This is a genomic window from Mycobacterium sp. Aquia_213, from assembly GCF_026625985.1.
Classification (GTDB): Bacteria; Actinomycetota; Actinomycetes; order Mycobacteriales; family Mycobacteriaceae; genus Mycobacterium.
This window is the reverse complement of the sequence record NZ_CP113116.1, coordinates 2161259-2181067: the sequence shown is the minus strand read 5'-3', so window position 1 is coordinate 2181067 and position 19809 is coordinate 2161259. Positions and strand designations below refer to the sequence as shown.

Below are 19809 nucleotides of genomic sequence, written 5' to 3'. Positions count from 1 at the left end.
ATCCCTCCTACGAGGACGACCTGATTCCGGCGACGATCACATCCAGCCCGGCACGAAATTGGGTGGCGGACTGGCGTTTCGCGCGGGGCGTGGCGGCAGCGGAGCGGGTTTCCTCCAGAGCTATCGAGCCCAGCAGGTACGTGTACAAAACCGTATGAGCAGCGGCGGCAGCGGCTTTCGCGAGCCCCGCCTCGGCGAGCAGGCCGCGGCTATGCCGATCGAGCCGGCGGGCGGGTTCGCTACCGACGCTGGTCTGCAAGATGCTCGCGACGCCGGGCACGCCGAGGATCATTTCCCTGGCAGCGCAATAGAGTTCGATGAGCCTGGTGTCCCACGCCCCGTCGTCCGGGAGCGGGATTTCGGCCAGGACCGACTCGGCAACCAGCTCGAGAGCGGTCTGCTTACTGGGGACGTGGTAGTACACCGAGGGCACGGCGGCACCGAGTTCAGCGGCGAGTTCGCGCATTGTCACGCGCTGCACGCCCACCCGCTTCGCCAGGTCACGCAGGGCGACCACCACCTCGTCGCGATCGAGTCCCCCATAAGCGCGGCGCACACCCGCCGTGACCTGATTCCCGGTTGCTACCACTACGTCATTCTCCCATCAGATTCGATCGTCGTTCGAATCAATTCGAGCACGGTTAGAATCTACCCGGTATCGGGCCGCCCCAATCAATGAGTCCGCTATGTAATATTTGCGCAATGACGGGCCGGCTAGAGGGCAAGGTGGCGATTATCACCGGGGCAAGCACCGGCCTGGGAACGGTTCTGGGTTCGGTGTTCGTCCGGGAAGGTGCGCGGGTGCTGCTCGCCGCCCGACGCGAGGAGTTGGTCCGCGAGGCCGCGGCCGCGGCCGGGTCCGGCGCGATCGCGATGCGGGCCGATGTCACCAACGAGGCGGACGTCGCCGCCATGGTGGCCCGCGCGGTGGACGAATTCGGACAAGTCGACATTCTCTGCAACAACGCCGCCTCCCCGGGAAAAGACCGCTGGATCTGGGAACAGACGCTCGACAACTGGAACGCCACGATCGCGATCGATGTCACCGCGGCGATGCTGTGTACCCGCGAAGTGCTCAACCAGTCGATGCTGCAACGCCGCAGCGGAGTCATCCTGAACTTCTCCTCCACCGCGGGCTACAACGGTATCGTCCGCAAGACCCATTACGTCACCGCGAAGGCGTCACTGCGCGCCTTCACCAAGACCGTTGCGCTCGAGGTCGGTCCGCACGGCATCCGCTGCAACTGCATCGTGCCGGGCGCTATCGACACCGACCTGTTCCGCAACTGGGTGCAGCGCACGGCCGATGAAAAAGGTCTCGATGTCGAGGCCGTGCGCGCGAAGTCCCTCAAAGACGTCGCGCTGCGCGATATTTCGTCACCGGACGACGTGGCCAACCTGGCGTTGTTCTTGGCCAGTGACGAGAGCCGAACCATCACAGGGCAATCGATCCCCGTCGACGCCGGAGGGTACATGCAGGGATGAGCACCCCACAGGCAAAGCTGTCGGTGTCCACACCCGTCGTGATCACGATGCCCCAGGCCAGTGCCGCCTGGGAGCAGGACGCTTCGATCGAGGAGCTGGCGCAGATCGCCGAAACCGCGGACCGGCTGGGCTATCACCACCTGACCTGCAGCGAGCACGTCGCGCTGCCGGCCGTGCTTGAACAGCAACACCGGGGCACGCGTTACTGGGATCCGCTGGCCACGCTGGGCTACCTGGCCGCACGCACCCAGCGAATACGGTTGGCTACCAACGTGTTAGTCCTCGCCTACCACCACCCGCTGGAAATCGCCAAGCGCTACGGCACGTTGGACAAAGTTAGCAATGGCCGGCTCATTCTCGGCGTCGGCGTCGGCAGCCTGAAAGAGGAATTCGACCTCCTCGGAGCTGCTTACGACGACCGCGGACCGCGCGGCGACGACGCGCTGCGGGCGCTGCGGGCATCGCTGTCGGTCCCCGAACCCGTCTACCACGGCGAGTTCTATTCGTTCGATGGCATGGTCGTCGACCCGTGCGCGGTCCAGGCCCACGTCCCCATCTGGATTGGTGGACGCACGCTGCGATCACTGCGCCGCGCCGCAACCCTGGCCGACGGGTGGGCGCCCTTCAATGTGTCGCTGCCGCAGGCCCGAGAATGGTTGGGCCGCTTCGAGCTTCCGGCTGGCTTCGAGGTGGTGCTGCCGCCGCCGAAGCCGCTGGATCCGATCAATGATCCCGAACGCACCCGCGAGATACTCGCCGAGACGGCCGCGCACGGCGCGACCATCATCAGCGCGTGGTTCAGGCATAAATCGCTGCAGCATTACCTGGAAAATCTGCAGGCACTGGCCGAGGTCCATCCCACGTGATCCGGGTCAAGGCAGGCATATTCAGCCTCACCGCTGCGTCCGACGACGAAAGCGGTTATCTGCGTTGGCACCTGCTCGATCACATGCCGGAGCAATATCAGCTTCCGGGCATCGTGCACGGATTGCGCTGGATTGCAGACGGCGATTACCTCAACCATCGCCTGGCGGCCGACGGACCGTTGGGCGAGATCGGCAATGTCGTGCACTATCTGGTGAGCGACCCCGTTGAAGAAACCTTCGATGACTTTGTGACACTCGGCCGTGAACTGCGGGAGAACGGTCGCTTTCCCGTCGCGCGGCCGCTGCTGCAAATCGCGGGGCTACGCCTGCTGCAGTGGCACTCCTCGCCGCACGCTCTGATTTCCGCTGAGGTGGTGCCGTTCCGGCCGCACCGCGGAATCCTGCTGATCGTCGAGGAGCCCACCGACGGCCGCTCGAACGCATGGCTGCAATGGCTGCACGCCGAACACATCCCCGCGCTGCTCGCCACACCCGGCACCGCGGGCGCCTGGACATTCGGTTCGAGCACCGGATGGAGCCATTTACCCCGCGGCTGGCGCGCCGACCATCAATACATCACCGTCGTCTACCTTGACGGCGACCCGCTCAGCACGACGGCTGCCCTGGCGCCGCTCGTCGAAGAGCGTTGGCGATCGCGCGCGGTGCGACCCGTATTCGCCGGTCCGCTGCGCACAATGATCCATTGGGAAGCCTGGCCGTAGCCCGATGTGGGCCAGCACGCACTGAACTGCGTCGATGCGGCTACGGTAGGCACGGCGCGGTGCGCGCCTTCGGAGAAAGACCTCTAGGAGGACTTGCGATGAAGAATCCGGACGCTCGGCGGCGGATCAGCCGTCGTGTTGCCGGGCTCGGCGTGGTCGTGCTGGCCGCCGGCCTGTCGGCCTGTTCCAACAACGGCGGCAAGCCCGCGTCGCCCGCCAGCTCGAGTCCGGCTCCGTCAAACACAACCGTCATGCTGGACCAGCACTCGCACACGATTACCTCCAAAGTCGAGTGCTCCAGTTCGGCTTCGGCACCGCATGCAACACCTCCGGAGTCGGGGGATCTGACGACACGCATCAGCGTTCATGACGATTCGGCATCGTTGTCGTTCGCGCTGTCGGACGAAAAGCCGCCAAGCGTTGACGGCTTTTCGATTTCACTGAAAGTCGGAAACGGTCAGTACCAACTGCCCTATCAACCGACCCAATCCGTGAACCAGGTAATCGTCGCCAAAGACGGCAAGAGCTATACGATCACCGGCAACGGGCAGGGGACCATGCCGGGCCAAACCGGTATGCGACAGGTCACATTCGGGATACATGTGACCTGCCCGTGAACGACGGTGTGGCGAAACACCGGTTGTCTAACCACGATCGCCTCTGGGATGCTGGCAGCTTGGACATCTTCGCGGAGTGGCAAAAGGGCGGTACCGAACTTCGCTGGCGGTCGACGACCGCCGCCAACGAGGGTCAGGAAGTCGGGGTGTTCAGTCGCCGCTTCGGCACACCCGGGGCACCGGCGCTCGTGCTCGTTCATGGCTTTCCGACGTCGAGCATCGATTTCTTCGACTTGGCGCATGAGCTGAGCTCCGATTTCGATATCTACGCGCTGGACTTTCCGGGTTACGGACTGTCGGACAAGCCGCCGCATCCGTACGTGTATTCGTTGTACGACGATGCACGCCTGCTTGTGCACGCGATCACCGACGTGTGGAAGCTGGCCGAGTTTCGCATGCTCACCCATGATCGCGGCAGCAGTGTCGGCATGGTCGCGCTGGGCATGTTGGCGGCGCTGGACCCAGCAGCGGTCCCCCTCGACCTCATCTTGACCAACGCCAACATCTACCTTCCGCTGGCGAATCTGACGCTGTTTCAAACCGCGCTGCTCGACCCTGAAACGGGGCGCGCCACCGCCGACGCGACGACACCGGAGACCCTGGCGGCCGGCATGGGGGCCAGCACCTTCATGCCGAGAAGGAAATTGACCGACCCCGAAATCGCCGCGCTGGCCAAATGCTTCGCCCACAACGACGGCATCCGGGTGCTACCCGACACGATCCAGTATCTGAACGAGCGCGCCGCCGACGAAACCAATTGGCTTGAAGCACTTTCCACCAGCGATGTGAACACCACCGTGGTGTGGGGATTGCACGACAACGTCGCGCCGCTGCGGGTCCCGAACCACGTTTGGCAGACGTACCTCAAGACCAAGCCAGGCCGAAACCGCTACTGGGTGGTGCCGGGCGCCGACCACTACGTGCAGTGCGACGCTCCCCGGCAATTGGCTCAGATCGTCCTGCTGACCGTCCAAGACGAGGACATTGCGCTGCACACACTCGGGAACCAGCCCGACGGCGCGGTCCTGGTGGATCAAAGCATTCTCTAAGCGTTGCATTCGCCGGTTTTTGACGAACCGTGGTTATGTCGCTGCTATGACCGAGCAACCTGGCGACCAAAAGTGGCTCACTCCCGGCGTCGGGGCTGTCGGAGCGACGAGCTTTTTCTCCGATGCGAGCCACGAAGTGACGACCTCGGTATTGCCCACGTTTCTGACTGGGACGCTGGGGGCCTCCGCCGCGGCCCTTGGTGTGGTCGACGGCGTCAGCGACGCACTGATTGGTGTAATGAAACTGGTCGGCGGACCACTCGCGAATGACCCCGACCGTCGTGGACGCATCGCGTCCGGCGGTTACCTGGCTACCGCTTTGGCGACCGGAGCGATCGGCGTGACAGCGACGGTATGGCAGGCCGGCTTCTTTCGCGCCCTCGCGTGGATGTCGCGCGGTGTGCGGTCGCCGTCGCGCGATGCACTGCTGTCATCCCTGAGCCCAGAGTGGGCGCGCGGCAGAACATTCGGGCTCGAGCGTGCCGGTGACAACCTCGGTGCAGTGGTGGGACCGCTGCTGGCGGCCGGGCTGGTGGCCTGGGTGGGCATTCGGACTACGCTGTGCCTGGCGGTGATTCCCGGACTGTTCGCTGCCGTCGCGATCCTGATCGCCGCCCGCGAAGCCCGTCGCCACAAGCAGGCCGGCAGCCCCGCGGTCAAGCGGCGATTCGAGTTCGGCGCGCTGCGCGATGCCGGCATGCTCAGGGCGCTGCTCCCGGTGGCCCTGTTCGAATTCGGCAATATCGCAACGACACTCTTGATCCTGCGCTCCACCCAGTTGCTTACCTCGCCGGAGCGCACGGTGACCGCGGCGACATCACTGGCGATCCTGATCTACGCCCTTCACAACGTGGTCGCCACAGTTGCCTCGCTGGTCGCGGGCCGATGGTACGACCAGGCCGGACCTCGCGCTGTATTCGCCACCGGCGCTGCCGTCTACGTGATTGGCTACCTGGTGTTTGCCGCCGGGGCACATAATCCGGTGATCATCGCCTTAGGCTTCGCGCTGGCCGGGGCGGGCATCGGGCTTGCCGAGCCAACCCAATCTGCCGTCGTGTCGCAACTGCTACCGGATCGCCTGCGCGGCAGCGGGTTCGGTGTGCTGGGCGCGGTCCAGGCAGCAGGCGACGTGGTGGCGACCGTCGTCGCGGGCGTGCTGTATACCGTGGCTTCGCCGGCAGTTGCCTTCAGCTATGCCGCCGTGTGGATGGCCTTCGCCGTCGTCGCCTCGGGCATGTTGCGCCCGGCCAGTCGCTAGCAACGTCGTTATCACCCCACCACAACAGGCAAGCGTGCCCAGCCGCGGACGCTCGCAGTATGCGCCCGTTGGGCGTTCGCGTAGTCGACTTCCCAGTCGGGCCAGCGTTTGAGCACCTCTTCGAACGCCACTCGCCCTTCCAACCGCGCCAGCGCCGAGCCCAAGCAGAAGTGCAGGCCCTGCCCGAAGCTGAGATGGCTTCCGCCGCGGTGTATGTCGTAGCGGTCCGGATCGGCGAACTGGCTCTCGTCGCGGTTGGCCGACGCGTTCAGCAGCAGCATGAACGATCCCTCGGGAATCGCGCGACCGTACAGCTCGGCATCCTGCGCGACGTAGCGCGCCTGCACCGGCGACGGCGGTTCGTAACGCAGCGTCTCCTCGATCGCACCGGGGATCAGCGAGTGGTCCGAGGCAAGCTCACGGCGCGCGTCCGGGTGGTCGGACAGCAGCTGACCCATGAAACCGATTAAGCGAGCGGTGGTTTCGTTGCCGGCACCGGCGATCATCGCGGTGTAGGACAGCACCTCGGTGCGCGTCAGGGGGCGCTTGCCGTCGCCCTCGTCGACCTCGGCCCGCAGCAGTTCGGTCATCAGGTCATCGGAAGGGTTATCGGCCCGCCATTCGATGTACTCGGCGAACAGGCCGATGGTATTCGCGAACACACTCGCATCGACCGCGGCGGGGTCGCTGTCCTTGGTCATCTCAATGTTGGCGATACTGCGGTCCCGAATCTTCTCCTGATCCGCTTCGGGGATGCCCAACAGATATCCAATGGTCCGCATCGGCATCATCGCGCCCAGGTCGCGGATGAAATCGAAGCCACTGCCGCCGACCAGTGGGTCAAGCTCGCGCACGCAGAAGCCGCGCACCATCTCCTCGACCGCCAGCATGCGCCGGGGGGTGAAAACCCGGGACAGCAGTTTGCGGTGCAGGTCGTGCAGCGGCGGGTCCTCGAACAGCAGAATGCCCGGTGGCACTTCGATATTCGCGAACAGAATGTCGGCGGTGGTCCCGCGGCCGGACCGGTAGGTCTCCCAGTTGTGCAGTTCACGCGACACGTCGTCGTATCGACTCAGCGCGAAGAAGTTGTACTTTTCGTTGTAGTACAGCGGCGCTTCCTCACGCATGCGCTTCCACACCGGGTACGGGTTCGAGTCGATGTCGACATCAAATGGGTCGTAATACAACTCAACGGCGCTGGGGCTTGTCATTGTCGGATCCCTAACTCAGTCGTTGCGGTGCAAGAAGCCGTGCAAGAGTGCTTGAACAAGTTCCTCAACGATCACCGCTCGCGGCGGTGGCTTATCGCCAAAGTAGGTCGACCGCAGCGCGGCCATTCCCGCGATCATCGAAACCGTTGAGTGGGCCGGAAGGTCCGGGTGGTCGGACCGCAACCCCCGCAATTGCATTCCTTCCACGCTGATTTGGCCGAGCACCGTGACGGCGCGGCGGATCTCGGCGATGCCGGCGTCAGCCTTTTCCTCGTCGCTGAGGCTGTCGGCCGCCATCAGCGTCAACAGCAGACCCTGGTGTTCGACGAATACGTCGTAGAGCTGCGAGACGAAAAGCCGGGTCAGCTCCTGTTCGTCGGTCTCCTCGGTTTTCACCGACTGCCAGGTCTGGCCGAACTCGTCGACGAAGCTGACGAAGGGCACGACAAGCGCCTCGCGGAACAGCGCCGCCTTCGAACCGAAATTGCGGAACAGCAAGTGTTCGGTGACGCCGGCGGCCTGGGCGATCTCCCGCGTTGTGGTGCTGCGATAGTCCTGGCCGGCGAAGAGTTCCCGCGCGGCGTCAAGCAGCAGCCGGCGCGGCTCGCCGCGGGGCCGACGCGCCACCGTGGCCGGTATTGGCTGCTTAATTGCTCGCTGGGGCACCGATGTCCACTCCTTGGAACGGCCTTGCGGTCGACCGCTTTGGGGATAGTATCCACTATCTAAATAGGATAGTATCCACTATCTTAAATCGCGCACCATCGAAAGGGTGACACCATGGGCGCTGTCATCATGCTTGGCACGCTGTTCGGCCTGATCATCTTGATATTCGGGCTGGTACTTCGCTTCGATCCCGAGGCGCGTCGCGCGCCGAGTGACGAGGGCCGCCAGTGAACACCGAAATGACGCCCATCATGGCGGGGGCGATGTACTTCTCGTACATCAGCAGCGCCGTGTTCCTGGTCGCCGGGATCTACCTGAGCTACCGTCGCCGGCGCATCCACCCCCTGCTGCTTCTCAGCCTCTCGGCGATCTCGTTCTCCTGGATCGAGTCACCGTACGACTGGGCAATGTATGCCCAATTCCCGCCGGCGCTGCCCCGAATGCCGTCCTGGTGGCCGATGAACGTCACCTGGGGCGGCTTGCCCTCCGCGGTACCCATCGGCTACGTCTCCTACTTCGTGATTCCCGGGCTGACCGGTGCCGCACTCGGACGTTGGCTGAGCGCAAAGTTCGGCTGGCGCAGGCCAATCACCCTCCTGGTGGTCGGCCTGGCCGTCGGGTTCTGCTGGGCTCTGTTCTTCAACGCCTTCACCGGCGCCCAGCTCGGCAACTTCTACTACGGCTACGTGATTCCGGGTCTCGCCATCTTCGAGGGGACCAAGCACCAGTACCCGCTCTACGACTCGCTCGCCATGGGCATCCAGATGATGGTCTTCACCTACCTCTTGGGGCGGACCGATTCCGAGGGACGCAATATCGTCGAGGCGTGGGCTGACACGAAGACGAAGAGTCGCGTGCAATCGTCGGTGCTGTCCGTTGTCACCGTCATCGTCTTCGGAAACCTGTTGTACGGCGCGGTCTTTGCGCCCCATCTCATCACCAAACTGGCCGGTCTGGTGACGGTGGGCCCGACCGAGCAGCTATACCCGGGCGTACCGAACCAACCCAAGTAGTGCCGCTACGAAAGCGCCTGGGGCAACACCACTTCGCCGACACGTTTGAGGTACGGCCACGCGATGTCCGGTGGCAGCCCGCCGCACAACGGCGACAGGTTGAGCACCTGACCGGCTTTCACCCGCGAGATCGCCTCTGCCACATCGATAATGATGTGCGACGTGGGTGCGGCACGCAGCTCGTCGACGGTCTTCACGTGACTGAAACCGGCCGTCGTCTCGTCCCCGGGATTCCACGCGGCATAAGTCCGCACGTCGTGCAGCAGATGCTCGCCGATCTCTTTCCAGGCCTGGTCCAAGTCGTCGGCGACGAACACGACCGACGGGGTGTTGCGGTCGGGAAACATCGTCGTTCCCGGCGCGTGGCCGTGCTCGCGGCACGCCTCCTCGTAAGCCTCCCGCATGCCGGGCTCGTTGGCGTTACCCAGCATGCCCAGGCCATACCTGCCGGCCCGACGCGCGGCCGCCAGCGTGCCGCCGCCCCACATCATCGACGGGCCGCCCGCGGTCAGCGGAGCGGGCGTCACGTTGATCCGGCGTCCGTCGTCGTCGACGGCTCCTTCGGTCAGCAGCCGGCGCAACAGCCCGAGCTTCTCGTCAGCGATGCGGCCACGCTTCTTGATGGCCAAGCCGAAGTGTTCGAACTCCTCGGGCCGGTAGCCGAGAGCCATGGTGTACATGGCCCGCCCACCGCTGATGATGTCGAGGACCGACATGTCCTCGGCCAGCCGCACCGGGTCGTAGAACGGCAGAATCAGGATCAGGTTCATCGCCAGCCGTTGCGTGCGCGCCGCGATCGCCGGCGCCAGGATCATCGGCGACGGCAGGTAGCCGTCCTCGGACCCATGATGCTCACACAGCACGGCGGCCAGGCCGCCGTGATCCTCGGCCCAGGAGCACATTTCGGGGACCGCGGCATACAGCGCGGCAGGAGGCGCACCCCACGACGGGGCACGCATATCGAAGCGCAGTGTGAACACGGCAACCTCCTAGGTGGCCTAATCTTTGTGATGCACGTTACACGTTCAGTCGAAGGCGTAAAGCGGCAGCGTCGTCGGGATGTCCAGCGAGCTCAGCAGCCCCGGGGGCGCGTCGACGACGTACGGGATCGCATTGACGACGCGCATTGCCGTGGACGCCATCGCGGCATGGCCCGCGGCGTGGCCCTGCGCCGCCCCGAGCGTCATCTCGCAGTGGATATCGGGATCGCCTTCGATGTCGACCCGATACGTGGCGTCACACTCCGAAGTCGGCCAGGCCGGTGCGACATCGCGCGCCATCCGGATGACGTGCTCGATCACGATGGCTTCCGCACCGTTGACGACCCCTGCTGCCCGGGTCCGCACCGCACCGCAGGTACCGGCCTTGATTGTCCCGAACGCGACCTCGATGTCGCGGTCGGTCAGCTCACGATCGAGCGAACCGCGTATTTCTTCCACCTCGACACCGAGGCCCTCTGCCATCAGGTAAATCGGTGCTTTCCAAGCCATTTCGATGAACCCGGGCGTCTTCAGCATCGGCTCGAAATCCAGCGGCCGGCCAAAGCCCATCCCGTCCATCATCACGTCGGCCACCGGATAGTGGTCGTTGAGGGCGACCTCGCTGGCTGTGATCCGGCGGATGCTCTTGGACTGGGTCGTCATCAGCAACGCGAGCTGATCCGAAGCAAAGCCGGGAAATATGCCCGACCCGTAGAACGACGCCTGGCCGGCTTTGGCCGCCGCGTCCAGGTCGTCGCGCCAGTTGGGCGCAAAATAGGACGGCGGGTACACCAGGCTCGTCGACGACGTCGACACCACGTTGATGCCCGCCGCCAACAGACGCACGTAGTCGGGCACGGCCGCGCCATCGCGGTCGGGGCCACTGGCCGCATACACCACGCAGTCGGGCGCCAGCGCGATCAGCGCGTCGGCATCATTGGTGGCCAACAGTCCCAGCGGTTCACCGCCCGCCAACTCGCCAGCGTCCTTGCCGACCTTGTCGGGCGAATATACCCAGACACCAACAAGTTCCAGATCCGGCCGGCGGCGAATCGCGTCGATGGCGATCGAGCCGACTCCCCCGGTGGACCACACGACAACACGCATCAGCAGTTCTCCTTACTTGTCGTGGGCTCGACTGGCGGCGGCCGCGGCACGCTCGAGATACGGCCACGCCACCTCCGGTGCGACGCCGCCGCACAGCGGAGCCAGCGGCAGCAGTTGCCCTTCGCGCACGTAGTCGGCCGCCTGATCGGACGTGAAGATGCGGTACGGGCCGTTGTCTTCTCGCAGTGCCGCCACGCTGTCGGCTCGGGTGATGCTGGCTACCGAGTCGTCGTGCGGCCGGTAGGACGCCGCTGTCTGCGCGTCATGCAACAGGTGCGGTCCCAGCTCACCCCATGCCGCATCGACGTCGTCAGCCACGAAAACTGCTGTCGGAGAACCTGGTTGGGGGAATTGAATAATTCCGGGTTCGTGTCCGTGCGCACGGCACTGTGCCTCGTAGTACTCCTTCAGCCCGGGCGACGCGGTCTGGGAGATGAAACCTAGTCCGTGGGCGCCCGCTCGTCGGGCGGCCGCTTTGCTGCCACCGGCGATCAGCATCATTGGCCCGTTGGGCGACGTACACGGCGGGGTAACGCGGACCTTGCGGCCCCGGTATTCCACGGATTCGCCCCGTACCAGCGGGCCCAGCACGGCCAGCATCTCGTCAGCGACCCGACCGCGGGTGCTCATGTCGATCCCGAAGTGGTCGTACTCCTCACCTCGGTGTCCGACGCCGAACGCGTAGGACACCCGTCCGCGACTGATCAGGTCCAGCACGCTCATCTCCTCGGCGAGCCGGACCGGATCCCACAGCGGAATCGGCACGGCGGCCAGCAGCATCGCCAGACTGGTGGTCCTGGCCGCGATCGCCGAGGCCAACGTGAGCGGTACCGGCAGGTGGCCGTCGTCGGCACCGTGGTGTTCGGACAGTACGGCCAGCACGCCGCCGCGGGTCTCTGCCCACGCACACATGTCGATGGCCGCCGCGTACAGATCGGCGGCCGGCCCGGCCCACGCCGGAGCGCGCATGTCGAACCGCAGGGTGAACATCAGCGACCGCCAGCAGCTGTTCCGGGGATGTGACGAAGTGCCCGCCTCTGAGCGACAACCCTTTCTCGAGTTGTCGCTCGGAGGCGGGCAAAAAGCCGGTCGACCCTCACATCCCGCAGATTAACCTAAGATTTGTTCTTTAGGATAGTACTTGCTCTCTTAAACCCTTGACCGTGTGGGCTCGCGGCTGTAGCTTGCGAATCGAACGTTGGGTAACTGTCGGCGTAAGGGCAACGGCCGCCTCAGCTTTCATCGCGCACGCAACTGAGGAGGAACAATATGACGGCTCAGCGGGTAGTGGTGTGGGCGACGGGCGGCATCGGCTCGATCGCCATCCGCGCCATCCAGCAGCGCCCCAATCTGGATCTGGTCGGCGTGTGGGTGCACTCCCCCGAGAAGGACGGCAAGGATGCCGGCGAACTCGCCAACGGTGAGCCGATCGGCCTGAAGGCCACCAACGACGCCGACGCACTAATCGCCCTGAAACCCGACTGCGTGATCTACGCGGCCAGCGGCCCGGAACGCGACGCCCTGGCCATCCCGGACTACGTCAGGCTGCTCGAAGCCGGGATCAACGTCGTCACGACCAGCACCACGAGGCTGGTCAACCCGCATGCCTACGAACCCGCAGAGTGGCGCGACCAACTGGTCGCCGCCGCCAAGCAAGGCCAGGTGTCGCTCTACGCGTCGGGGATCGAGCCGGGCTTTGCGGCGGACTACCTGCCGCTGGTGCTGAGCACCCAGTCGGCGTCCATCGAGAAAATCCACTCGTGGGAGATCGGCCTCTACGACGACTACGGCGTTCCCGACATCATGAGCGACGCGCTGGGCTTCGGCCGGCCGCTCGACTACCAGCCCTGGATCGGCTTTGCCGGCGCCATCGCCGGCGAATGGTCAGGGCAGATCCGATTGATCGGGGACGCACTCGGGGTCGAAGTCCAAGAGGTCCGTGAGCATTTCGACCGCGCGGTCACCAACCGGACGCTCGAGGTCGCGATGGGCACCGTCGAGGCCGGCACGGCCGGGGCGCTGCGCATGCGGGCGACGGGCGTGGTCGACGGCCGCGAAGCCATTGTCATCGAGCACATCACCCGGCTCGCCCATGACGTCGCGCCCGAATGGCCAACCGGGATCGGCGATCTGTCCTACCGCGTTCAAATTTTTGGCGACCCCGATATCGACTGCAGCTTGGCAGCAACGCTGAAGGACCCGCGCAAGGCCGGGGTCGGAAGTATGACGTCCGGGGCGGGCGCGATGGTCGCCACCGCGATGCGCGTCGTCAATGCCGTGCCCTATGTCGTCGCCGCCGAGCCCGGACTGCTGAGTTCGGTCGACTTGCCGTTGACGATCCCCAAGGGCGCATTTGTGACCGGCTAAGTCCGCAAGCGGCTTAGTCTGCGGGAGTGACGCTTAATCCACTCGACGAACTCACGCTGGAGCAACTGCGGCTGCGCACCAGCATGAAGTGGCGCGCGTATCCCGCCGATGTCTTGCCGTTGTGGGTTGCCGAGATGGATGTCAACCTGGCACCCACCGTCGCCGATGCGCTGCGCACGGCGATCGACAACGGCGATACCGGCTATCCGTCGGGCACCGCGCTCGCCGAGGCCGTCGGCGAATTCGCTTCGCGGCGTTGGGAATGGCACGACGTCGAGGTCAGCCGCACGACGATCGTTCCGGACGTCATGCTCGGAATCGTTGAGACGTTGCGGCTTATCACCGACCCGGGCGATGCGGTCGTCGTGAATCCTCCGGTGTACGCACCGTTCTACGCTTTCGTGGCACACTCGGGCCGACGGGTGATCGAGGCGCCACTCGATGCCGACGGACGAATTGCGTTGGACGCGTTGGAGGAAGCGTTCACGCGCGCGCGGGCGTCGGGCCGAAAGGTCGCGTACTTGCTGTGCAATCCGCACAATCCAACTTCGACGGTGCACACCGTCGAAGAATTGTGCGCCGTGGCCGAATGCGCGCGGCGGTTGCGGGTGCGGGTGGTCGCAGACGAGATTCACGCACCGGTGGTCTTGTCCGGATCGCGATTCACGCCGTACCTGAGCGTCCCCGGCGCCGAGGATGCGTTCGCCCTGACCTCCGCATCCAAGGCGTGGAACCTTTCCGGACTCAAGGCGGCCCTGGCCATTGCCGGGCCCGAAGCGGCCGCGGATCTGCAGCGGATGCCGGAAGAGGTCAGCCACGGGCCGAGTCACCTGGGCATCATCGCGCACGCCGAAGCGTTCCGCACCGGCGGCGACTGGCTCGACGCGCTGCTGGGGGGCCTGGACGCCAATCGAACGTTACTGAACAACCTCGTCGCTGAACACCTTCCGCAGGTGAAATATCAAGGGACACAGGGCACCTACCTCGCCTGGCTCGATTGTCGGCGGCTCGGTTTCACCGAAGATGCCGCCGACGGCCTCGCGGTGGTGGCCGATATGTCCGGGCCGGCTCGCTGGTTTCTCGACCACGCCCGCGTCGCGCTCAGCTCCGGCCACGTCTTCGGCACCGGCGGAGCGGGGCATGTCCGGCTGAATTTCGCTACCTCGCAAACGATCCTCACCGAGGCCGTATCGCGCATGGGTCGTGCGCTCGCCAAAACCGAGTAACGCTGTGCAACAAAGCGTTTCCGCTAGGCGGGGATTTCCTCGGCGCCGCGGCCCAGGTTGCGGAAGCCCTCGGCGGGTTTCTTCAGACCCAGCAGGAACGGCACCGAATCCAACTCGAACTTCGCCGTCTGCCCCAGCCGGCCAAAGAAGCCGCGTCGTGGCGGCGCCGGTGGCGCCTCCGCCGTGGCGAGGTCGATGTAATACGTCGACGTTTCGCCGATGCCCTCGAAATCGTGCGTGAGCGGCATCGAAAGCCCACGTATCGACTCATCGAGGCGCGCGGCCACCGCATCGGTCATCAGCACGTATTCCGGCACTGGTACCTGGTTTTTCAGCATCCGGTGCACGAGGATGACGTCGACGCCGGCCAGTTCGACGTGGCGTTTGACCTTTTGCTCAGCGACCTCGCCTTCGTGCGCGACGAACTTCAGCGACAGGCTGTCGAGCTGGTCGCAGCTCGCACACTCGCAGGCGATGTCGACTTTGATCCGCTGCCGCCGGGCAAGGAACGATTGGTGCATGCGCCAGAGCCGATCGGGCACCAGCACATTGGCGTTACCGTCCGGCGCCCAGAAGAATGCGGCGTCGCCCTCCAACTTCGCCAACTTCAGGCCTTTGCCTGCGTCGATGACCGATTCGAGCAGTTGCGCGACCGTCTGCTGGGCGTGCGCGAGGTGCATCCGGTTCCAATTCATGTACTGCGTGTAGCCGCCGATATCGGCAATCAGCAGAACGGCGCGACGGATGGCCATGATTTCGCTATTTTAGTGGCCTGCCGGCTTGTTCCCCAATGAAATTTCGGACTAGACGAAGTGACGTCGCGGAGAGAGGCTTGCAGGGGTGCCCGTTCACCGGAGGAGCTGAATATGGATGTGCTGCGAACCCCGGACTCCCGATTCGAAAACTTGGAAGGCTATCCGTTCGTAGCGAACTACATCGACGTGGCGGCAAGCGACTCTCCGCCGGTGCGCATGCACTTTCTGGATGAGGGACCATCGGATGGTCCGCCGATCGTGCTGCTGCACGGCGAGCCCACCTGGAGCTACCTGTACCGCACGATGATTCCGCCGCTGGTGGACGCCGGAAACCGGGTGCTCGCGCCCGACCTGATCGGCTTTGGCCGCTCCGACAAGCCCAGCCGGGTCGAGGATTACACCTACTTGCGGCACGTCGAGTGGGTGACGGCGTGGTTCGAGCGCCTCCGGCTGAAGGAAGTGACGCTGTTCGTCCAGGACTGGGGATCGCTGATCGGACTGCGCATCGCCGCCGAGCAAGGCGAACGCATCGCGCGCGTGGTGGTGGCAAACGGCTTTCTGCCCGCTGCCCAACGGCGACCCTCCCCGGGGTTCTTGGCCTGGCGTGCCTTTGCCCGCTACTCCCCCGTGCTGCCCGCCGGGCGCATCGTGTCCGCCGGCACCGTCCGCAGGGTTCCGCCGAAGGTGCGGGCCGGCTATGACGCCCCCTTTCCGGACAAGACGTATCAGGCCGGGGCCCGGGCATTTCCGCAGTTGGTGCCTACTTCCCCCGACAACCCGGCCGTTCCGGCCAATCGAGCGGCCTGGGACGCCCTGGGCCGATGGGAGAAACCCTTCCTCGCCGTCTTCGGAGCTCGTGACCCGATCCTGGGTCAGGCCGACCGTCCGCTGATCAAGCACGTCCCCGGTGCGGCGGGCCAGCCGCACGCGCGCATCAGGGCCAGTCACTTCATCCAGGAAGACAGCGGACCGGAGCTGGCCGAACGCGTCCTCGCCTGGCAGAAGCCCCTGCTATGAGCCCGTCACCGGGCGTTGGCTAGTCGCGCGACACCGCGCATCACGGCTCTGCTGACCGCGTGGCGGACCTGATCGACCGCCGAGTCGGCGGCCGGCGGCGCCGCTGTGCCGAGCCGGGGGAACAACCGGAGCGCATTGGTGCGCTCGATCGCCCCACGTTCGTCGGCGCCGAGGCCGGGGTAGGTTTCCAGGCCGGCGGCGAACAATTTTCCGGCGACCAGCGGGGCGAATGGCCAGTCGGAACCGAAGGTCACATGTCCGGGCTTGGCGAATGCGAGCAGGCTCGGCAGCGCCGCGGCGGTCGAGGACAACGCGGTGTCGAAGTAGAAGCCGGCGAAGTCATCCAGGATGTCGGTCAGGCCGCGTCCGGTGTCGCCCATGATCGCGACGGCCATTCGGTGCGAGGCGTAGGGCACGAATCCGCCCGCATGGCTCAGGATGAACTTAATGTTGGGGTACTTGCGGCGTATCTCATTGCGGACCAGCAGAAACGCCGCGCGGGTCGTATCGAGCAGGAAGTCGGCAGCGAACGGCGGAACGCCTTCCACAGCGGGGCCCGGCAATTCGCCGGGGTGGATGAAGACCACCGCCGAACGCGCATCCAGTGCGGCGAAGAGATCGTCCTGGCCGCCTTGGCCAAGGTAGGTCCCCGCGTTATTGCCCAGCAGCACAACCCCATCCGCGTGTAGTTCGTCGAGGGACCTGACGACCTCGTCGACGGACTGCCCGAGGTGGGGCATTGGGATGGTCGCGAAGAATCCGAACCGATCGCGTTCTGCCGCAACCAGATCGGCGAGGTAGTCGTTGAGGTCACGGGCCAGCGCGGCGGCGTCGGCGGGGCTTGACAGCATCGTGGTCCCCGGCGTGGAGACGGACAGGATCGCTGTCGCAACATTGAGTTGGGCCATCGTCTCCAATGACGCCTGCGGACTCCATTCGGGGACAGCCCGACCACCGGCTTCGTCAATGCCCATTTTCCGCAACACGTCTCGATAGCAGGAGGGGATGGCGTGGTGGTGGGTGTCGATTCGGAGCGGCGTCACACCAGATGCTAACGCTGAGGCCGACCGATTGGGACATTCCCTGGTCACCACCGCCCTCGGGTGCGACGATCAGCGCATGGACATGATGACGATGGGCCTGATGGGCACGGTCGTGGGTGCATCGGCCATGGGTATCGCGGGCATGGCAAAGTCGGCCACCGATACCCTCCTCCCCGGGGTCGTGGTAAATGGCACCAACAAACATCAGATGAGGAGCCAAATACATTCACATCGCTGCGAGGCGTTGCAGTGCTGGCGAGCCGGCCTGGCCCAGGCGCGGGATGCCTACCGGCAGTGGTCCTGCGGACCTCGTGTCGATGACCCGCCCAACGTCGTCGGCGACGAGTGGTTCGAAGGTTTGCGGCCACACCTGGCCGCCACCGGCGAAGCTGCCAAGTTTCGTAACGCTCACGAAGTCCACTGCGACAATCCGACTTTGATGCAGCTTTCGCTGGAGATCGGACGGATCGAAAAGGAGTGGACCGAAGAGGCGAAGGGCCTTCGCCGCCGTAGGCGAAACCGCGACCTATAGCACCGCCGCAGTTGGCCAGATTCATTTGACAGCATTAGACTCGCTGTATGATCGGCTATCCCCGTGCCGGACTGCATTAGGACCGTCCGCTATGGGTCGAAAAGGTTGGGGCGGAGCACCACCCGCTGACGATGAGGAAGCGCGCAAGCGCATCATCGATGCGGCGCTGCGCAGCATCGAGCGGCGGGGACCGCAACACACCAGCATGTCCGTGATCGCGGGCGACCTCGGCGTCACCCGTCCCACCGTCTACCGCTACTTCGCCTCCCTCGACGAGCTGGTGACGGCGGCAAGCGACGTCGCCCTCGGAGGCTGGACCGCCCGGATCGCCGATCTGACCGCGGGCAATGGTGACCCGGTCGAGCTACTTGTCGAGGCGGTCGCCTACCTCGTCGAGCAATTGCCCAAAGAGCCAGTGCTGATGATGTTGCTGGAAACCGATCAAAGCCGCCTGATGAGCCGGCAGATGGTCTTAGGCGAATCCATCCGGCGATCGCGTGTGATCCTGGAGCGCACCGAAATCGACTGGGCCACATTGGGTTATCGCGGCAAGGATTTCGACGATCTCGTCGAGTACCTGCTCCGCATCATCCAGTCGATGGTCCTGGTTCCGCCGGACCCGCAACGGTCGGCAGCGGAGTTGCGAACCGTGCTGCGGCATTGGATCGGGCCGGTGGTGAAGACTCCCCCGGCCCGCAAGAAGCGCTAAGACAGCACGCGCGGTGCCTCGCCGACCGGGACGACCTCCGTGGCCGGCTGTTCGGGCAAATCGTCGGCGTGGAACCAGCGGAACGACATCAACCCTTCCGGGTGATCCTTGGTCGAGATGGCGTTGGGGTGGTCGAGCTCCTCGCGGCTGATCACTATGGTGATGCTGCCGTCCCTATTGGGGACTGCGGTGCCGGAATTGATACCGCCACGGCCATATTCGAGGTCGGGTGCTGCCATGTACTGGTTCCACAGCGTCAGATTCCAGAACCGGCACTTCGGGTGGTGCGATCTGATCACCAACGCCTCGCCGGGCTCGAGGGCGTATGCGCCCAAGCTGTAGACAGCGTTTTGCATCGAGTAGCCGTGCGTGGCGGCGCCGGCCCGGTAGGGCGGGGAGAAAACGTTGTGCGAGAGGTTTTGCCCGTCGGCGAGTTCGGTCAGCTTGCGCTCCTGTAGCACCAGCGGCACGATCGCGAGCATGTCCTGGGTGTAGCGCAGCGCCGCGCGCAACGACTGAGCCACTCCCGCATCGGTTTTCAGCGGCTGCACGGGCAACTCGCCGTGGTAGATGACGTCGATCGACCAGTCCACGCGTCGGCTGTGTGCGGGGTCTTCGTGGTAATCCCGGGTGAGCACCCCATGCGCGTCCTCGTCGAGAGCGATAAAGGGCCCGTCGTAGTCGCGCGGCCGTTCGGGGCCCAAGACGCAGGAGAAGCGCCCATCCTCGTCGAGTGGCATGTCCTCGTCGTAGAGCACGCCGATGGTGCGATTGGGCCAGGCCCCGGGTTCGGGTTCGTTGTACACGGCGACCGAGTACATCACGCTCTCGTTCGGTGTTCCGCTGACGCGGTAGGTACGCCGCGGGTCGATCACGACGTAGCTGTAATACGCGTCGGTGTTGTCCCCGCCCCAGCGACGGTCACGGCGAAACGGCGTCAGCACATCGTGGAATCGGGGTGCCACCGGGTCCGCGAACAACGTCACGTCCAACGACAAACCCAGCATCGTGGCGAGGAACTCATAGCCCTCGGCCACGGCCACCTCTCCGCGCACCGCCTTGGGACCTTCGAGGAACAGATTCTCGAAATCCGCGAAGGCGGTGAGCAGTTCGCGCCAGGCATCTGAGCTTTGGGGATTGGCCATGTGCAGCATCATAAGCGCGCATCAAAATACAGCACAACGTC

At 64.9% G+C, this 19809-nt stretch carries 21 protein-coding genes; 12 read left to right on the top strand and 9 right to left on the bottom strand.

Annotated elements, in window-relative coordinates:
• Window positions 1-7: 7 nt before the first annotated feature.
• Window positions 8-589, bottom strand: coding sequence for a TetR/AcrR family transcriptional regulator (locus tag LMQ14_RS10185; protein ID WP_267734617.1), 582 nt, complete (start codon window positions 587-589; stop codon window positions 8-10).
• Window positions 590-702: 113 nt separating this feature from the next.
• Between LMQ14_RS10185 and LMQ14_RS10180 the strand changes: the two genes are divergently transcribed.
• The 6 genes from LMQ14_RS10180 to LMQ14_RS10155 all read left to right on the top strand — a co-directional run bounded on the left by LMQ14_RS10180 (window position 703) and on the right by LMQ14_RS10155 (window position 5997).
• Window positions 703-1485, top strand: a complete 783-nt coding sequence (locus tag LMQ14_RS10180) for an SDR family NAD(P)-dependent oxidoreductase (RefSeq protein ID WP_267734616.1) — start codon at window positions 703-705, stop codon at window positions 1483-1485.
• Window positions 1482-2351, top strand: a complete 870-nt coding sequence (locus LMQ14_RS10175) for an LLM class F420-dependent oxidoreductase (protein WP_267734615.1) — start codon at window positions 1482-1484, stop codon at window positions 2349-2351. Before LMQ14_RS10180 ends, LMQ14_RS10175 begins: the two co-directional genes overlap by 4 nt.
• On the top strand, window positions 2351-3073 hold the full coding sequence (locus LMQ14_RS10170; protein ID WP_324291135.1) for a hypothetical protein: 723 nt from the start codon (window positions 2351-2353) through the stop codon (window positions 3071-3073). Before LMQ14_RS10175 ends, LMQ14_RS10170 begins: the two co-directional genes overlap by 1 nt.
• 98 nt (window positions 3074-3171) lie before the next feature.
• Window positions 3172-3690 carry a lipoprotein LpqH gene (locus tag LMQ14_RS10165; protein WP_267734613.1) on the top strand — a complete coding sequence of 173 codons (519 nt, stop codon included), beginning with the start codon at window positions 3172-3174 and terminating at the stop codon, window positions 3688-3690.
• Between the two features lie 59 nt (window positions 3691-3749).
• Entirely contained in the window at window positions 3750-4739 is a 990-nt protein-coding gene (locus LMQ14_RS10160) for an alpha/beta fold hydrolase (RefSeq protein ID WP_267734612.1), read from the top strand.
• A 46-nt stretch (window positions 4740-4785) separates the two neighbouring features.
• Window positions 4786-5997, top strand: coding sequence for an MFS transporter (locus LMQ14_RS10155; RefSeq protein ID WP_267734611.1), 1212 nt, complete (start codon window positions 4786-4788; stop codon window positions 5995-5997).
• Between the two features lie 11 nt (window positions 5998-6008).
• Here LMQ14_RS10155 and LMQ14_RS10150 read toward each other — a convergent pair whose 3' ends face one another.
• Entirely contained in the window at window positions 6009-7208 is a 1200-nt protein-coding gene (locus LMQ14_RS10150) for a cytochrome P450 (protein ID WP_267734610.1), read from the bottom strand.
• A gap of 15 nt (window positions 7209-7223) precedes the next feature.
• Complete coding sequence (locus LMQ14_RS10145; RefSeq protein ID WP_267734609.1) at window positions 7224-7874, bottom strand: TetR/AcrR family transcriptional regulator; 651 nt, start codon at window positions 7872-7874, stop codon at window positions 7224-7226.
• A gap of 227 nt (window positions 7875-8101) precedes the next feature.
• On the opposite strand from LMQ14_RS10145, the gene LMQ14_RS10140 reads away from it, so the two are divergent.
• Entirely contained in the window at window positions 8102-8887 is a 786-nt protein-coding gene (locus LMQ14_RS10140; protein WP_267734608.1) for a spirocyclase AveC family protein, read from the top strand.
• 5 nt (window positions 8888-8892) lie between these two features.
• Here LMQ14_RS10140 and LMQ14_RS10135 read toward each other — a convergent pair whose 3' ends face one another.
• Genes LMQ14_RS10135 through LMQ14_RS10125 form a run of 3 tightly spaced genes read right to left on the bottom strand, consistent with a single transcriptional unit; the run spans window position 8893 to window position 11964 of the window.
• Window positions 8893-9867, bottom strand: coding sequence for an LLM class flavin-dependent oxidoreductase (locus LMQ14_RS10135; RefSeq protein ID WP_267734607.1), 975 nt, complete (start codon window positions 9865-9867; stop codon window positions 8893-8895).
• Window positions 9868-9912: 45 nt separating this feature from the next.
• A complete protein-coding gene (locus LMQ14_RS10130) occupies window positions 9913-10974 on the bottom strand; it encodes a dihydrodipicolinate reductase (RefSeq protein ID WP_267734606.1) in 1062 nt (353 codons plus the stop codon).
• A 12-nt stretch (window positions 10975-10986) separates the two neighbouring features.
• Window positions 10987-11964, bottom strand: a complete 978-nt coding sequence (locus LMQ14_RS10125) for an LLM class flavin-dependent oxidoreductase (RefSeq protein ID WP_267734605.1) — start codon at window positions 11962-11964, stop codon at window positions 10987-10989.
• 279 nt (window positions 11965-12243) lie between these two features.
• On the opposite strand from LMQ14_RS10125, the gene LMQ14_RS10120 reads away from it, so the two are divergent.
• Together LMQ14_RS10120 and LMQ14_RS10115 are read left to right on the top strand one after the other, a co-directional pair.
• Entirely contained in the window at window positions 12244-13341 is a 1098-nt protein-coding gene (locus LMQ14_RS10120; RefSeq protein WP_267734604.1) for a dihydrodipicolinate reductase, read from the top strand.
• Window positions 13342-13424: 83 nt separating this feature from the next.
• The gene (locus LMQ14_RS10115) at window positions 13425-14567 is read left to right on the top strand and encodes a MalY/PatB family protein (RefSeq protein WP_420714673.1); all 1143 of its coding nucleotides are present in this window, start codon (window positions 13425-13427) and stop codon (window positions 14565-14567) included.
• A gap of 23 nt (window positions 14568-14590) precedes the next feature.
• Here LMQ14_RS10115 and LMQ14_RS10110 read toward each other — a convergent pair whose 3' ends face one another.
• On the bottom strand, window positions 14591-15319 hold the full coding sequence (locus LMQ14_RS10110) for a DUF2652 domain-containing protein (protein ID WP_267734602.1): 729 nt from the start codon (window positions 15317-15319) through the stop codon (window positions 14591-14593).
• 114 nt (window positions 15320-15433) lie between these two features.
• On the opposite strand from LMQ14_RS10110, the gene LMQ14_RS10105 reads away from it, so the two are divergent.
• A complete protein-coding gene (locus LMQ14_RS10105) occupies window positions 15434-16339 on the top strand; it encodes a haloalkane dehalogenase (protein ID WP_267734601.1) in 906 nt (301 codons plus the stop codon).
• Window positions 16340-16344: 5 nt separating this feature from the next.
• On the opposite strand, the gene LMQ14_RS10100 is transcribed toward LMQ14_RS10105, so the two are convergent.
• Window positions 16345-17313 (bottom strand): amidohydrolase family protein, encoded by a 969-nt coding sequence (locus LMQ14_RS10100; protein WP_420714672.1) that lies wholly within the window; start codon window positions 17311-17313, stop codon window positions 16345-16347.
• A 145-nt stretch (window positions 17314-17458) separates the two neighbouring features.
• Between LMQ14_RS10100 and LMQ14_RS10095 the strand changes: the two genes are divergently transcribed.
• Window positions 17459-17914, top strand: a complete 456-nt coding sequence (locus LMQ14_RS10095) for a hypothetical protein (RefSeq protein ID WP_267734599.1) — start codon at window positions 17459-17461, stop codon at window positions 17912-17914.
• A 91-nt stretch (window positions 17915-18005) separates the two neighbouring features.
• On the top strand, window positions 18006-18623 hold the full coding sequence (locus LMQ14_RS10090) for a TetR/AcrR family transcriptional regulator (protein ID WP_267734598.1): 618 nt from the start codon (window positions 18006-18008) through the stop codon (window positions 18621-18623).
• Here LMQ14_RS10090 and LMQ14_RS10085 read toward each other — a convergent pair.
• Window positions 18620-19768: a DUF1214 domain-containing protein gene (locus tag LMQ14_RS10085; protein ID WP_267734597.1), complete on the bottom strand. Its 1149-nt coding sequence runs from the start codon at window positions 19766-19768 to the stop codon at window positions 18620-18622. The two genes, LMQ14_RS10090 and LMQ14_RS10085, sit on opposite strands and share 4 nt — an antisense overlap.
• Window positions 19769-19809 lie beyond the last annotated feature (41 nt).

What these genes read in the sequence shown, in the direction of transcription:
- LMQ14_RS10180 (WP_267734616.1), top strand. Translation starts at nt 703, where the DNA reads ATGACGGGCCGGCTAGAGGGCAAGGTGGCGATTATCACCGGGGCAAGC.
- LMQ14_RS10175 (WP_267734615.1), top strand. Translation starts at nt 1,482, where the DNA reads ATGAGCACCCCACAGGCAAAGCTGTCGGTGTCCACACCCGTCGTGATC.
- LMQ14_RS10165 (WP_267734613.1), top strand. Translation starts at nt 3,172, where the DNA reads ATGAAGAATCCGGACGCTCGGCGGCGGATCAGCCGTCGTGTTGCCGGG.
- LMQ14_RS10155 (WP_267734611.1), top strand. Translation starts at nt 4,786, where the DNA reads ATGACCGAGCAACCTGGCGACCAAAAGTGGCTCACTCCCGGCGTCGGG.
- LMQ14_RS10150 (WP_267734610.1), bottom strand. Translation starts at nt 7,208, where the DNA reads ATGACAAGCCCCAGCGCCGTTGAGTTGTATTACGACCCATTTGATGTC.
- LMQ14_RS10130 (WP_267734606.1), bottom strand. Translation starts at nt 10,974, where the DNA reads ATGCGTGTTGTCGTGTGGTCCACCGGGGGAGTCGGCTCGATCGCCATC.
- LMQ14_RS10125 (WP_267734605.1), bottom strand. Translation starts at nt 11,964, where the DNA reads ATGTTCACCCTGCGGTTCGACATGCGCGCTCCGGCGTGGGCCGGGCCG.
- LMQ14_RS10120 (WP_267734604.1), top strand. Translation starts at nt 12,244, where the DNA reads ATGACGGCTCAGCGGGTAGTGGTGTGGGCGACGGGCGGCATCGGCTCG.
- LMQ14_RS10115 (WP_420714673.1), top strand. Translation starts at nt 13,425, where the DNA reads ATGAAGTGGCGCGCGTATCCCGCCGATGTCTTGCCGTTGTGGGTTGCC.
- LMQ14_RS10110 (WP_267734602.1), bottom strand. Translation starts at nt 15,319, where the DNA reads ATGGCCATCCGTCGCGCCGTTCTGCTGATTGCCGATATCGGCGGCTAC.
- LMQ14_RS10105 (WP_267734601.1), top strand. Translation starts at nt 15,434, where the DNA reads ATGGATGTGCTGCGAACCCCGGACTCCCGATTCGAAAACTTGGAAGGC.
- LMQ14_RS10100 (WP_420714672.1), bottom strand. Translation starts at nt 17,313, where the DNA reads ATGGGCATTGACGAAGCCGGTGGTCGGGCTGTCCCCGAATGGAGTCCG.
- LMQ14_RS10095 (WP_267734599.1), top strand. Translation starts at nt 17,459, where the DNA reads ATGGACATGATGACGATGGGCCTGATGGGCACGGTCGTGGGTGCATCG.
- LMQ14_RS10090 (WP_267734598.1), top strand. Translation starts at nt 18,006, where the DNA reads ATGGGTCGAAAAGGTTGGGGCGGAGCACCACCCGCTGACGATGAGGAA.
- LMQ14_RS10085 (WP_267734597.1), bottom strand. Translation starts at nt 19,768, where the DNA reads ATGGCCAATCCCCAAAGCTCAGATGCCTGGCGCGAACTGCTCACCGCC.